Genomic DNA, 13,258 nt, shown 5'->3' on the forward strand with positions numbered 1-13,258 from the left:
TCTGATATAGGTTTTCCTGTATAGTTTTAGTATTATATCTAAATTCACATTCCTTAAGATGAAGCAAAAAATTCTCTTTCTTAATCCCTTTAAATTTAGCCAGTCTATGTTTAGCATATCCCCAGAAATTCTCAATACCGTTGATATGGTTTTTACCATTAGCAAATTCATTCTTTGAATGTTTTACTCTATAGTGAGCTTTAGCTCCGTAATCAACCAATCCATCATAAGCCTTCCAGAAATCAGAATAGATAGTAGAGCTATCAAGCTCGCTAAATTGCGATAGTATCGGTATCAGTTCATTAGCAGAGCAGTTTTAACTATCTGAGTATAGACCTTACCATCTCTTTTAAACATACCGAATACCGGCTGCTTTCCGCTTGCTCCTCTACCTCTTTTACCTCTTACTCTCTTAGCTCCGAAGTAACTTTCGTCAATCTCTATCTCGCCATTAAATTTGCTTATCTTTTCACATTCTTGAGAGATCAAAACTCTAATGCTTTTTAGAATCTTATTAATGGAAATTCTAGAAATCCCGGTTAAATTTGCTATTTTAGTAGCCTCTATATCCTCTGCAAAATACTTTAGAATTTTTCTAAATTTCTTTTCCGAAATTCGGGAACGAACTATATATTTATTTTTCATCGGCAGGATCATAGTTAAAAACTCCTTTGAAAGTTTTTAACTTATCTTGAGCCAAAATTTATAATCTTTGTTAATTAACAAGGCAAATAATTTTACTAAACAAGCAAACAAATTTGATAAAATCAAAAAAATCCCGCAATAACAAAACCAAGTGGTGCAAAAATTTTTTAAACCGAGTTATCTGGTATCTTACCGAGCACAGGATAAATACTTTTTTTAACCCAAACAATATTTTGTTTTTCTACTGTTGTATCTCGTTTATCCCAATAAACTTTATCATTATATAAATATACTTTTTCGGGTTTTCTAAATTTTCTAATAAAATCAATAAAAGCCCAAATATTGACTATTGGAAATGCTACAACCACAGAGCTAAATCTTGGATTTCTCATTTCATTTTTTAAAATTTCAAAAAACTCGCCACTATTCCAATCGACAACACCAGTAAAAAATACAATATAAATCATTATAGTGTTACATACAAGCAAAAATGTAAAACCATACATTATCATTATAAAGTTATTTTTAATGATGAGTGGAGCTTTATCATAATCTCTCATTTTAATCCTTTTTATTAAAATTTTTTATATTTAAATTTGCTAGGTTTTTTCTTATTTCGTTTTCTTGTTCAGAAGTTAAACTAAGAATTAATATTGTTGGGAAAATTTTAAATCTTCTTTTTCTAAAAATAGCCATCAATTCTGTAACTCCACAATATCCATACGAAAAAAATCTATCAATTTGTTTTGCATGTAACATAATTTTAAAACCAAAAATATCCTTATAAACCATTTTATCTTCATAAATTTCAAAATAATCAAAAAAGATTATCGAATATAAAATTTGTAAAACTATAAACGAAATATAGGCACAAAACATATTTAAAATCAGACTAAATATGCCAATATCAAAAACAAAATTTGGTATAGCAAATATTATCGGTATCCAAGCTATCAACAAATAAACAATTAAATCAAAAGCCACATAAAACGGATTTCTTTTATCAAGTCTATAAAGTAGTTTTAGTTCGTTTTGATTTTCCAAATTCGTATTTTCATCTAAATTTTGATTATTTTCCGAATTTTCTTTTAGTTTTTCCAAATTTTATCCTTTTTATAAAATTTTATTGTAAATTCAATCTCGGTCAGTATCGTTTGATACTGAATTTTATGAATTTACAAATTTAAACTTACTTTACAAATTCACACAATTAGTAAATTTAAATTTGCAAATTTGATATTTGGATCTGTTTGATCTGAATTAGCCCTCAGTTAACCCAAAATCCATGGCAGTCTTTTTTGTACCACAGCTTGTTAATTGTTCAATCCCCTATACCCCGCCCATGCTAGCTCTGCATATGTTTTTAGCGCCTCAAACTTTCTCATTTTCTATCCTTTCTGAAGAATTCTTCTATCATCTTTTGATTACATATATCCAAATACTTCTCCCTGCCGCTATCGCAAGATATCCCGTATCCTCTCGACTCGCTTCCAAAAGCCTTTATAAAGCTTTCGCCTAACGCTCCTTGGTATCTTACGTTTTCGTATATATTATCGGCTAGTATCCTACCCGTTTTTCTATCTTTTATGATTCCGCCGTAGTTAAAGCTTAGACCGATTAGGTCGTCAAGAAAGGTTTTGATATTTGGTGCCGGCTCTATGCGCCAGTCCGTCATCCTATTTTCTTTTTCCAATACCAACTCTATATCGGCTATCTCATCTTCATTGATTTCTTTACGAGCTACGCATTTGTCTTTGTAAATTTGCTTGAGATCTTTCATATTGTATTTTATGTAGCTTAATATTTTAGACGGTTTTATATTTATCATCGAGGCGTTTCTGTCATCAAATAACGATTTTATCTCTCTGATTATCTTATCATCACTTTCATGATTTGGTTGCAGTTGATTAAAAAATATATTTAATTCTTCATACGTTATCGGGATACTCTTTAAAAAGCCTCTTGTGCTTAACTTGGCTGATAAAAAGCACTCTTGTGCGGTATAGTCATCCAGATAAATTCTAAAATATTTACCGTTTGTGACAGGATTTTCGCTTTTTTCTTTATAATCTATGAAATTTACGTAGCCGTTTATCAAAGATATGAAATTCGCATCGGTCGTATTTGCAGGGAAATTTAGCCAATTGGTTGGATCTATCAAAGGAAAACCGCTTATATTCCATTCGACTATTTCTCTTTCTCCGGCATAGTAAGCGTGTATGGCGGGCTTTTCATAGACGTTTATCTTGGCATATTTAAAATCATAATAGGCCATAATTGCTTTAAGTACGACAATATCCCCGAAAAACACCATAAACCAAACAAAAAGCCAAAGTAGCTTGCGTTTGCCTTTAGGGGCGATTAGGGCGACAAAAAAGCTTATGGTAAAAAAAGCGGGTATTATGAAAAGAAATACTATACTGCGCATATCTAACCCTTATAAAAATACATATGCAAATTTGTAGAGCTCAAAGAGCTTTTTTAGTAGCAATATTTTATTGCTCTATATCTTAGCTCGTCATTAAATTTCATATAAATTCATCTGCTTGAATTTATGTGAAATTTTAAAAACTAGCTTGAGCATCTTAAAATTATTTTCGGTTTTTAAGTCTTTTCGGCTCTTCAAACTTCTGTTTTAATCAAGCTCTTTATAAACGGAATTTCGATGCATTCTATACGAAAGGGAATTAAGATTTTATAAAATGGCGTTTGAAATTTTGTTTTTATCGCCGCGACAAACGGGCGGTTTGATCCGCGATTTTCGGGAGCAAAAAGAGCGCTTTAAAAGCCCGCGAGGCGGAGCGAAATTTAGGCGTAACGGCGGCGTTTTGCTTTGCAATTTGAGTTAAAATTTGATATGATTGTGCGAAATTTATATTGAACGGCTTTTTAAAATGAATAAATTTATAACCCAAAAAATAGGCGCTCTTGCGGGCTTTAGCGATGAAATTTTAAAAATTTTAGCATCGTTTGGCGCGGACGTTTCGGACGTCGGGCTTGCTTTGCAAATTTCAAAAAATGCCCCCCTTGCGGATAAAATTTTAGATTTAGCCTTTTGCGGTTTGTCTAAATTTAGCGCCGAAGGGCTCGCGAGGCAAAATTTCGCCACCGTAGATGAGCGGTGCGATCTCCAAGGCACGGAGCCTATAAAGCACGGCTTGCAAGATGCCGCAGACGAGTGGCGGCAAAACGAGTGTACCTCGAGCGAGCAGAAAGGCACAGACTTAGCAGGGCAGGGCGACAGTCTTAAATTTAATCATTCAAATGACGCAAGCGGCGTGAACTGTAGCGACGAGAATTTTAAATTTAACCCCTCGCAAGCAGCAAGCGATACGCAGCGGCAAAATCAGCACATCGCCGCGAGGGCTGATTGCACGCTAGGTTCAAGCATTTCCGCGCAAGCCGAACGAGCGCATGGACGAGAGCCGATACAAGAGCAGGGGCAAGGACAGCAGCAAAAACAGGGGCAAGAATGGGGAGGGGCGCCGCAGCAGGGGCAAGAGCAGGGCGACACGGCGCTAAAAACGCTAAATTTACAGCGAGCGTTTGAGCTTTACGGGCGCGAGCAGATGCGGGCGTTTTTTCTATTCGCCGTATTTGACGCGATGCTAAAGCCGAGCCTGCAGGCGTATCGCATCGACCGCGAAAAGCTCACGCAGGTCTCGCTGCTGCGAAATCTGCTTATGTTTTCGTGGATCAAATCCTACCCGCAGATCGAGCAAAACATCCTTTCAAGCGTGATTTTAGTGGAGTTCGGGCGGGTTTTTATCGACGAGCAGGTGTGCGCGGCGGGCAAGGCGGAGGAATTTTACCACGCCATCAAAGGCTCGATCTTTCCGCAGGATTTTACCGACGTGGAGATGAAATTTTGCGGCACGAACCGCGAGAGCGTTTCGCACGCGCTATTTGCGCATTTCGGGCTAGAGCAGATCGCGCAGGACGCGCTGTATTCAAACGCCCCCGACGACGCGCCTTTTGAGAATAAATCCCGCTACGCGATGCTAAAGATCGCCAAAACCGCGGTCAATATTTACCATCATTTCGACGAGCTTAGTATCGACAACGCTTTAAATTTACTAGTCGAGTTCGGCTTCGAGCAAGAGGCGTTTTTAGAGGCGAAAGGCGAAATTTCGATATGAAAGAGCTCCTGCGCGCCTTTAACTCGGGCGTATTTGAAAAGGATCTTAGCGGCGAGCAAAAGGAACTCGTGCGCAACCTCCTAAATATCGGTGCTATCAGCGCGCACAAGGGTAAGCTCTATCTAAACGACGGCTATGTTTTCGGCAGGCTCGACATCGCGCGCGACGGCACGGGCTATCTGCAAAGCTTCGACGACCGCTTCAAAGCTGATCTCATCATCGAAAACAGATATTTAAGCGGCGTGCATCTGGGCGATCTGATCCTAGTAAAAATTTTAAGCTCAAGAAAGTCCCGTCTGCACGCAAAGGTGCTGATGTGCGTTAAACCTGCGTTCTTAACGAGCGTGGTTTATACCAAAAGCTTCGGGCGCGAAATTTTAGGCGTAAATGTCAAAACCGGCCTCGCAAATCCGCTCAAAGCCACGCAAAAATCGCTAAAGCAACTGCCGCCGAATACCCTTTTAAAGATCGATAATCTAACGAACGAAATTACCGAGGTGATCGGAAGCCTAGCCAATCCCTTCGTCGATGAGAAAATTTCTTTAGCGATCTACGATAAAAACGACGAATTTAACGAAGCGTGCAAGCAGCAAGCCGCGAGCTTCGGTAGCGAAGTGGACGAGGCGCTGTATCCGCAGCGCGTGGATTTGCAGCATCTGCCCTTTTGCACTATCGATCCTATCGACGCCAAGGACTTCGACGACGCGATCTATTTTGACGTAAAAGAGCGCACGCTTTACGTCGCGATCGCCGATGTGAGCGAATACGTAAGCGAATACTCGCCGATCGATAAGGAGGCGAAATTTCGCGGCTTTTCGATCTACTTCCCGCACCGATCCGTACCGATGCTGCCGCGCGAGCTTAGCGAAAACATCTGCTCGCTGATGCCTGATCTGCCGAGGCTGGCCTTTGTTTTTAAAATCTCTTTGGATGAAAATTTAAACCCGCAAAAGCAGGAGCTTTTCGAAGCGATCATAAGATCAAAGCGCCGCTTTAATTACGACGAGGTCGATGAAATTTTACGCACTCACAAGGCGTGCGAGCCTGAAATTTTAAGCTGGCTCTTGCCGCTTAATGAAATTTGCGAGCGACTGCGCCGCGCGAGGCTGAAGCGCGGATTTGATTTCCGCACCAAGGAGCTTCGCATCACGCTTGATGAATACGGTCTAATAAACTCCACTCGCTTTGAGACCGACACTCCGTCGCACAAACTCATCGAGGATTGTATGCTGCTAGCCAACAAAGCCGCTGCGGCGCGTATCGAGCGGGGCGTTTTTAGAAATCACGGCTCGGCCGAGCTTAAAAAAATTTACGCGCTGCTTGACGATCTGGCGCTGTTCGGCATCGACGCGCCGTATCAGAGCAACCTTGCCAAAATGATCGGCGAAATCCAAGCACAAGCCGATACTATGGGTATCCGCGAGGAGGTCGATAAGCTCATCATCAAGGCTCAAAAGCGCGCCGAGTACGGATCCGAATCGCGCGGGCATTTTGGGCTCGGATTTGATAACTACACGCACTTCACAAGTCCGATCAGGCGCTATTCCGATCTCATTTTGCACCGCCTGCTAAAGGCGCAGATGAGGGGGGATGAGAAATTTTATAATTACCTGCTTTTAAACATCGACGCGACGTGCGCGCGGTTAAACGAGCTCGAGCGCGAGGCGGATAAGGTTGCGTTTGATTTTATGGACCGAAAATTTGCGCGCTGGGCCGCGGAAAATTTGGGCAAAAAATTCCGCTGCTACATCGACGAAAACGGAAATTCCGTCACCGCAAAGCTAGATGACAAGCTAAAGGGGGCTAAAATTTTGATTTCAAATTTCGCCGGCGACATTTTAACACCCGTGCTAGTTGAGCTTACGGAGGCAAACATCGCTAGCGGAGTGATTTTAGGCAGGGTGGTGAGAAAAATCTGATGTATAGGAAAGAATTTGACGGGCTTATCGCAAGCGGCAGGGTGCCGAATTTCGTGCTTTTGCGCGGCGGAGACGATTTTTCAAACGAGCTTTACGTGCAGCGCCTGAAGCAAATTTACGCCGCGGAAAATTTTTTGAGTTTGTATTTTTTAGAGTATGATTTTGAGCAGGCGCGAAGCTTCTTGGAGCCCTCGCTTTTCGGCGGCAGCAACACGCTTCACATCAAAACCGCCTCGCTCATCAAAAAAGAGGAGCTGCGAAGGCTCATCGCGCTGTGCAAGGCGGACGCGAATAACCATCTGATCTATGAGCTAAACGATAGCGAAATTTCTGTGAGTGCGGATTTTATCAAGGAATTTGAACGAAATGAGGTTAGATTTTTCAAACCCTCGGGCGTGAATGAAGCCATAGCGCTGCTTGCGCAAAAATGCGAGATGTGCGGGCTTTTTGCAAACACCGCCGCGCTTAGTAGGATCTATGCCATCCACAACGAAAGCCTGAGCCTAAGCGCAAGCGAGATAGAAAAATTTGCAAGTCTGGGGCTTGAGCTTAGCCTGCAAAACGTAAATTTAATGGTTTATGGCCTTAGCGAGGTGAGCTACGACGAGCTTTTCGATAAAATTTTTGGACTAAGCGATTTTCGCGTAGATTTTTACAAAATGGCTCTGGGCGGCGGATACAACGAGATGGAGCTGATAAATTATTTCTACCGCCTGATTTATAGAATTTTTCGCCTACATGCTTACGTGAAAATAAACGGCAGATTTGATTTTAAGGCGGTTTTAGGCTATCAGCCGCCACCTTCCGTAGCCGCACAGATGCAGCGCTACGCCACTAGCTTTTCTACTCGGACGTTTTATAAAATTTTCGCTCACTTAAATGATTTGGAATTTGAACTCAAAAGCGAAAAGAACGTAGCGAAGGACGAGCTTTTGCTTGCATCGTTTTTGAGGTTGCAGCGCATGCTGCTAAGTTCGCTCGGGCAAAAAGCAAACATTAAGTGAAATTTTAGTAATATCCCTTCGCATTTTTTGCAAAATCCTTGCCCGCAGACCCCGTTTGCGAGCTAAAATCCATAAGGAGAATTTATGAGAAACTACGAGGTTTTATTCATCGTTAAGCCCACGCTTACAGACGATGAAGTTAAAACAAAAGTCGATTTCGTCAAAGAAATCATAACCAAAAACGGCGGAGAGATCGCTTCCGTAATCGAAATGGGCGCTAGAAAGCTAGCCTATAAGATCGACAAATATGAGCGCGGAGTTTATTTCGTAATCTATTTTAAGGCCGAGCCGAGCTTGATCTCCGAACTTGTTAGAAATCTGCGCATCACCGAAGATATCATTAGATTTTTGACCGTCAAATATGAGACTAAGCGTGAAATTTCCGCTTGGGACAAGCTAAGCAAAGGTATCAAACTAAGCCCTGCGAAAAAAGAGCGCGAGCCAAAAGCGCCGGTAGAGCCAAAAGAGCCTGAAGAAGCAGCCAAAGAGGGCGAATAAAGGATAAAATATGTTCAATAAAGTAGTTTTGGTAGGTAATTTGACTCGAGATATCGAGCTTAGATATCTGCAAACGGGTACCGCCGTAGGCAAAACTGGCATCGCCGTCACGCGCAGATACAATAGCTCAAACGGCGAGAAACGCGAAGAGACGTGCTTTATAGACATAGATTTTTTCGGTCGCACGGCCGAAATCGCAAATCAATACTTGCGAAAAGGCAGTAAAATTTTGATCGAAGGCCGCTTAAAGCTAGATCAGTGGCAGGATCAGAACGGACAGAACCGAAGCAAGCACTCCATTAGCGTAGATACGATGGAGATGTTAGGAAGCAATCAAGGTGGAAGCGGCGGCTATAATCAAGGCGGTAATTACGAGGGCGGCAATTATGGCGGAAGCTCCGGCGGCTATGGCGGCGGAAATTCTAACTATGGCGGCGGTAGTAATTACGGCGGCGGAAATAGCTATGCTAACAGACAGAACTCAAATCCTAGAGGCGCAAAAAACGATTATAACGCGCCTAAACAAAAAGAGCAGAGTTACGAAAGCACGATTCCGGAAGTCGATGTCGATGCCGATAAATACGATGACGGCAACGACACGATCCCATTTTAATTAAGGAAAAATCATGGCAGATAAGAGAAAATATACTAGAAAGTATTGCAAATTTACGGAGGCAAAGATCGAATTTATCGATTATAAGGACACGGCGCTGCTAAAGCACTGCCTAAGCGAGCGCTTTAAGATTATGCCGCGCCGCTTAACCGGCACTAGTAAAAAATACCAAGAGATGGTAGAAAAGGCTATCAAGCGCGCGCGCCAAGCAGCCCTTATACCTTACATCGTCGATCGCAAAGACGTAGTCACAAACCCATTCGAAAATCTTTAAATTTTAGCGGTGTAGAGCCGCTAAAATTCCCCCTATTTTAAACTCTAAATTTTAAAATTTAAGCCCGCTCTTATATATATAATTCCACCTATATTTTTTCAAAGGAGAAATTATGGCAGAGAATGAACATCCGGATCATTTAATGTGCCCATTTTGTGGCAAAGACGACATCAAATACGGAGCAATCGTATGCGGTGGGTGCCAGGCGGAGATATCTTATAGTAGAGCATGGTTCTTGAAATTTTTAATAGGCGTGGTATGTCTTGTTTTTGGAATACGTGTCCTTATAAGATTTGGTTTTTTAATTCAAGATGTTTTTCTTATCTCTATCGGTACGATTTTGGTTTTATATTCTTTTGCGCTAGCAAGAGATCATAGCCCGGAATTTCATAGGACTATGGAACATGTCGAATAGTCTTGCATATTTTTCATCGCCTAATCGGCGGTTAAATTCTAAAACTCTCCGATTGAATTTATAATCGGAGAGTCTCGCTATTTAAATTTTTAAAGGTTGCTTATGGACTTTTTATTAGGTCTCATTATTGCGGTAGCTACTTCACTTGAAGGGCTTGCGGTAGCGATTTTAATCGCTGCCGCTATGGTTATTTTCAGCGCTTTTAGTGCCACTATTGCTTTTGCCGCAGGATATATAGTATTTTGTATCGCGACCTGGTTATTATATGTAATTATTATATGCAATACGAATAATAGATTTATGATAATTGCGTCTCTTGCGGTAAGTTTGACTATGGGGTATTTAGCGGCTGATGCCGTTTATGAGAGAGAGCAGGCAAAGGATGCTGAGCGCAAAGTGCAGAAGCAACAAAATATGACGTAGCAAGATAAAGTCTATTATATCCAACGTAATTTGATGTTTAGCGGCTACGGCGTGACGATTGACGGTAAATGGGGCAAAAAGACTATGCAAGTGGCGCAGAAATATTCGGGCTCGTCCGCAACCTCGATCGACGAACTTTATGAGGCGGTCAGGGCTAAAAAAGAGGGCGAAAGATAAAATTTAAATCGCGAACAAAGTTCGTCTGGCTAAATTTTAAAATTTGCTAGTTTTTTTATATCTCTTATCTAGCGCGCTTTTAAATGCAACGTAGTGATTTCCAAAATTCTTTAGATTCGCTTGGAAGTTCAAATTTTAATATGATTTGAATGCTTTAAGGGCAGAAGGAAATCTGCTTGCATATGATGTCCAGAACTTAAATTTAGAGATTTTGCCTTAGAGGGTTTGGCGAATAACACTGCCGCCGAATGATTCTGGCTTAAATTTAATGGATTTCAGCTACAAGACACAGCGAAATTTACGTTACTTTGTGCCTTTTCTAAAAGCATAATGCCTCAGCACTCGAGCGAGCAAAATTTTATCTCTCATTGCTATTCTTTGACCTGAACATGCGACACATTCTAAGTCACGAAAAACTAAAATTTTTATACCTCCGAGGCTCGCATAGTTTGTCAAAAAGCTCGCGCCTAAATCAAAATCCATACCTCCCAAAACTTCGCTAGCTAATATTTTTAATTTTGGATTGTAAATGAGATAAATACCGAGGCGGCAATCTTTAGCGGATGAAATTTTATACGTAAAAAAACCGAGGTTTGGATTTGCTATGAAAGTTTCAATTTCTTAAACTCGCGGCTATATTTTCTTTGCGAAATCGCGTTAAATTTAAGGCTATCTATACTGGAGAAATTAACGGCGTATTCCTTCAAGCAAGCGAGAATGAAAGAGAAACGGTAATTGCCATTTTCGTAAAATATCTCACTCGTTATTATTTCGCCGGGCGCTGCGTCGCATCTTTGATCTGAGCTCATAACGCATTTTAGTTCATAATATCCATTTTGCAAATCTCCGATGTAAAATTTCAAATGCAACTTTTCATTAATTTGCTTTTTGGGTAGCAATAGCGCATCGTTGAAGCTTATGCCCGCAAAAATTCTTTCTAGCGTATGCATATTTTTATGCAGCCCTGCTAAATACGCCTCGTATCGCCGCTGCCTTAAGGTATATTCGCTATCTTTTATATTGCCCTTAATCCAATCTAAGTCAAAATATAGCACTTCAATCTCTTAGGTTTTAAATTTATCGCTGCCTGTTCGCTACAGCCCCAAGAAATTCTCATCGTTTTTGATCTTTTCGATGAGATCAAGCGTGGCGTAAAATTCGTCGTAGAAATATGGCATCTCGAGCTTGAAAAATTTAAAGCTTAGCCCTTCCAGCACCTTGAGCGAGTGTTTGTTTTTGAGCAAAAATATGAAAAACACCCCATCTTTTTCCAGCGCGTTGAGGTAGTTTATTTCGCTTATATTGGCGCGCAGGATCTCGGCGTCAAGGATGACGACGTCGGCTACGTAGATGAAGTCGTTTAGATGTCTCTTTGCGCTCTCCCAGTTGGAGTTTGGCATCACGTCGCAACCAAGCCCGTTCAAAAAATCTCGCAGCTCCTCGAAGATCGCGCGGTTTTTATGCGTGATGATGACGTTGTAGTCGTATTTTTTGGCGCTAAAGCTCTGCTGCGCGAAGCAGCTAAGCACGGCATTCATTTTGATAAAGGTTCCGCGCCCGTCGGCTCCAATACTCGGATGCGAACCGAGTGCACGCAAATGGGTCTGCGCCGAAGTAAGATACTCATCATCCGTCGTGCTAGCAGCGCTTTCTAGTGTACTTTTAAGCGCATAGGTGCGCGGATCCTTTAGCTCGCGATCGATACCTACTCGCACATCGAGCTTGATAGAGCTCATATTCGCTCTAAGTTCCTTGCTGCTAAATTCCACGCTTACGCGGATTGGTTCAGCGATATTTTGCAGGAAAAACTCGCACGCGTCAAAGACCGCGCTAGTGAGATTTAGCACCTCGCCGCCGTAGATACGCGGTAGCTGCGGTGGGAAGCTAAGATAGAGCGTACTGTCGTATTTCGTGCACTCCTCAAATAAAATTTCGCTTTGGAATTTTAAAATTTTTAAAATATCGATCTGCGCGATATCCTCACGTCTGGGCACGACGGAATCGCTTTCTTTGGCTTTAGGCGCAGCGGAGAAAATTTTGCCGCTTACGGCGGGCTTTTTAGCAAAAAATTTTCTTGCCGCAAAGCCTGCCGTCGCAGCCAATATTGCTAGCGCGCCTAAAACCACGGCTTTCATAGCACAAGCATCCCATCGCCATAGGAGTAGAAGCGGTATCTTTGCTCCACTGCGATGCGGTAGAGCTCAAGCGTGCGCTCAAGGCCGATGAAGCTCGCTACGAGCATTATCAGCGTGGATTTGGGCAGGTGAAAGTTCGTAAGCAGAAAATTTTGTCTTATCGGTGGATTGCCCGGGTGCAAAAACAGCTCGCAGATCCCGCTGCTTTGCCCGTTGCGCGCAAAATTTTCGATCGTTCGCGTAACGGTCGTGCCCACACCTAAAATTTTTCGCTCGCTTTTTAAAATTTGCGCGGTCTGCGGCGGGATGGAGTAGAGCTCGCCGTGCATTTTGTGATCGCGCAGATCCGCTACTTCCACGGGCTTGAAGGTGCCTGCGCCCACGTGCAGCGTGATGAAGTGGATCTCGTGATTTCGGCGTAAATCCGCGATCATCTCGCTATCAAAATGCAAGCTCGCGGTGGGTGCGGCGACGGCGCCTTGCTCGCGCGCGAATATGCTTTGATACCAGCTTGCGTCCTCCTTCGTATCTGCGCGCTTGATATACGGTGGCAGCGGCACGTGGCCGATACGTTCGCAAATTTCAAAAACATCATGGGTGTTTAGAGCCTTACCGCCCTGCTCAAACTGCACGATGCGAAGCCCGCCTTCCATCAGCTCGCAAACGCGCGCATTAAGGCCCGCCTCAAAGCTAAGCTCGCTGCCAGCTTTGACGCTGCCGCGAATATAGGCGCTAAATTTATTGCCCTCAAGCGGCGAGTTTAGCAGAAGCTCGATCTTGCCGCCGCTGTTTTTATGACCGAATAGGCGCGCCTTAATCACCCGCGTGTCGTTAAAAATAATATCGCAGGGCGGCAGGGCGTCCGCTAGATCGCCGAAGTGCGCGTGCGTGATCTGCTGCTTGGCGCGGTCATAGATCAGCAGGCGTGCGCTTTGTTTGGGCATCGCAGGCGCGCTTGCGATGAGCTCGCTAGGAAGCTCATAATCGTAGCTGCCAACTAAATTTAGATCCGCCAT

Annotated in this window: 15 protein-coding genes and 1 pseudogene; 9 read left to right on the plus strand and 7 right to left on the minus strand. The window is 42.6% G+C overall.

Annotation, left to right across the window (positions count from 1 at the left end; genetic code table 11):
• The 4 genes and pseudogenes from Q0144_RS07555 to Q0144_RS07570 form a co-directional block, all read right to left on the minus strand.
• A pseudogene (locus tag Q0144_RS07555) lies at positions 1-657 on the minus strand (IS1595 family transposase); the annotation flags it as partial.
• A 155-nt stretch (positions 658-812) separates the two neighbouring features.
• Positions 813-1,205 carry a hypothetical protein gene (locus Q0144_RS07560; protein ID WP_298062982.1) on the minus strand — a complete coding sequence of 131 codons (393 nt, stop codon included), beginning with the start codon at positions 1,203-1,205 and terminating at the stop codon, positions 813-815.
• 1 nt (position 1,206) lies between these two features.
• The gene (locus tag Q0144_RS07565) at positions 1,207-1,746 is read right to left on the minus strand and encodes a hypothetical protein (protein ID WP_298062984.1); all 540 of its coding nucleotides are present in this window, start codon (positions 1,744-1,746) and stop codon (positions 1,207-1,209) included.
• A gap of 280 nt (positions 1,747-2,026) precedes the next feature.
• A complete protein-coding gene (locus Q0144_RS07570; RefSeq protein WP_298062986.1) occupies positions 2,027-3,073 on the minus strand; it encodes a hypothetical protein in 1,047 nt (348 codons plus the stop codon).
• A 466-nt stretch (positions 3,074-3,539) separates the two neighbouring features.
• Between Q0144_RS07570 and Q0144_RS07575 the strand changes: the two genes are divergently transcribed.
• From Q0144_RS07575 to Q0144_RS07615, 9 genes are all read left to right on the plus strand, one after another.
• Complete coding sequence (locus Q0144_RS07575) at positions 3,540-4,784, plus strand: hypothetical protein (RefSeq protein ID WP_298062988.1); 1,245 nt, start codon at positions 3,540-3,542, stop codon at positions 4,782-4,784.
• Positions 4,781-6,703, plus strand: coding sequence for a ribonuclease R family protein (locus Q0144_RS07580; protein ID WP_298062990.1), 1,923 nt, complete (start codon positions 4,781-4,783; stop codon positions 6,701-6,703). The genes Q0144_RS07575 and Q0144_RS07580 overlap by 4 nt, the downstream gene beginning before the upstream one ends.
• Positions 6,703-7,707, plus strand: coding sequence for a DNA polymerase III subunit delta (locus Q0144_RS07585; protein ID WP_298062992.1), 1,005 nt, complete (start codon positions 6,703-6,705; stop codon positions 7,705-7,707). Before Q0144_RS07580 ends, Q0144_RS07585 begins: the two co-directional genes overlap by 1 nt.
• 84 nt (positions 7,708-7,791) lie before the next feature.
• Entirely contained in the window at positions 7,792-8,205 is a 414-nt protein-coding gene (gene rpsF, locus Q0144_RS07590) for a 30S ribosomal protein S6 (protein ID WP_005873267.1), read from the plus strand.
• A 10-nt stretch (positions 8,206-8,215) separates the two neighbouring features.
• Positions 8,216-8,818, plus strand: a complete 603-nt coding sequence (locus Q0144_RS07595; RefSeq protein WP_298062994.1) for a single-stranded DNA-binding protein — start codon at positions 8,216-8,218, stop codon at positions 8,816-8,818.
• Between the two features lie 13 nt (positions 8,819-8,831).
• Positions 8,832-9,092 carry a 30S ribosomal protein S18 gene (gene rpsR, locus Q0144_RS07600; protein WP_291937950.1) on the plus strand — a complete coding sequence of 87 codons (261 nt, stop codon included), beginning with the start codon at positions 8,832-8,834 and terminating at the stop codon, positions 9,090-9,092.
• A 112-nt stretch (positions 9,093-9,204) separates the two neighbouring features.
• Positions 9,205-9,507 (plus strand): hypothetical protein, encoded by a 303-nt coding sequence (locus Q0144_RS07605; RefSeq protein WP_298062997.1) that lies wholly within the window; start codon positions 9,205-9,207, stop codon positions 9,505-9,507.
• A 102-nt stretch (positions 9,508-9,609) separates the two neighbouring features.
• The gene (locus tag Q0144_RS07610; RefSeq protein WP_297941386.1) at positions 9,610-9,930 is read left to right on the plus strand and encodes a hypothetical protein; all 321 of its coding nucleotides are present in this window, start codon (positions 9,610-9,612) and stop codon (positions 9,928-9,930) included.
• A gap of 33 nt (positions 9,931-9,963) precedes the next feature.
• Positions 9,964-10,107: a hypothetical protein gene (locus Q0144_RS07615; RefSeq protein WP_298063000.1), complete on the plus strand. Its 144-nt coding sequence runs from the start codon at positions 9,964-9,966 to the stop codon at positions 10,105-10,107.
• Positions 10,108-10,709: 602 nt separating this feature from the next.
• Here Q0144_RS07615 and Q0144_RS07620 read toward each other — a convergent pair.
• The 3 genes from Q0144_RS07620 to queA are packed head-to-tail and all read right to left on the minus strand — an operon-like array spanning position 10,710 to position 13,258.
• Positions 10,710-11,162 (minus strand): hypothetical protein, encoded by a 453-nt coding sequence (locus tag Q0144_RS07620; RefSeq protein WP_298063002.1) that lies wholly within the window; start codon positions 11,160-11,162, stop codon positions 10,710-10,712.
• Between the two features lie 39 nt (positions 11,163-11,201).
• Entirely contained in the window at positions 11,202-12,242 is a 1,041-nt protein-coding gene (locus tag Q0144_RS07625) for a hypothetical protein (protein WP_298063004.1), read from the minus strand.
• Complete coding sequence (gene queA, locus Q0144_RS07630; protein WP_298063006.1) at positions 12,239-13,258, minus strand: tRNA preQ1(34) S-adenosylmethionine ribosyltransferase-isomerase QueA; 1,020 nt, start codon at positions 13,256-13,258, stop codon at positions 12,239-12,241. The genes Q0144_RS07625 and queA overlap by 4 nt, the downstream gene beginning before the upstream one ends.

The organism is uncultured Campylobacter sp. (assembly GCF_938045345.1).
Lineage (GTDB): Bacteria > Campylobacterota > Campylobacteria > Campylobacterales > Campylobacteraceae > Campylobacter_B.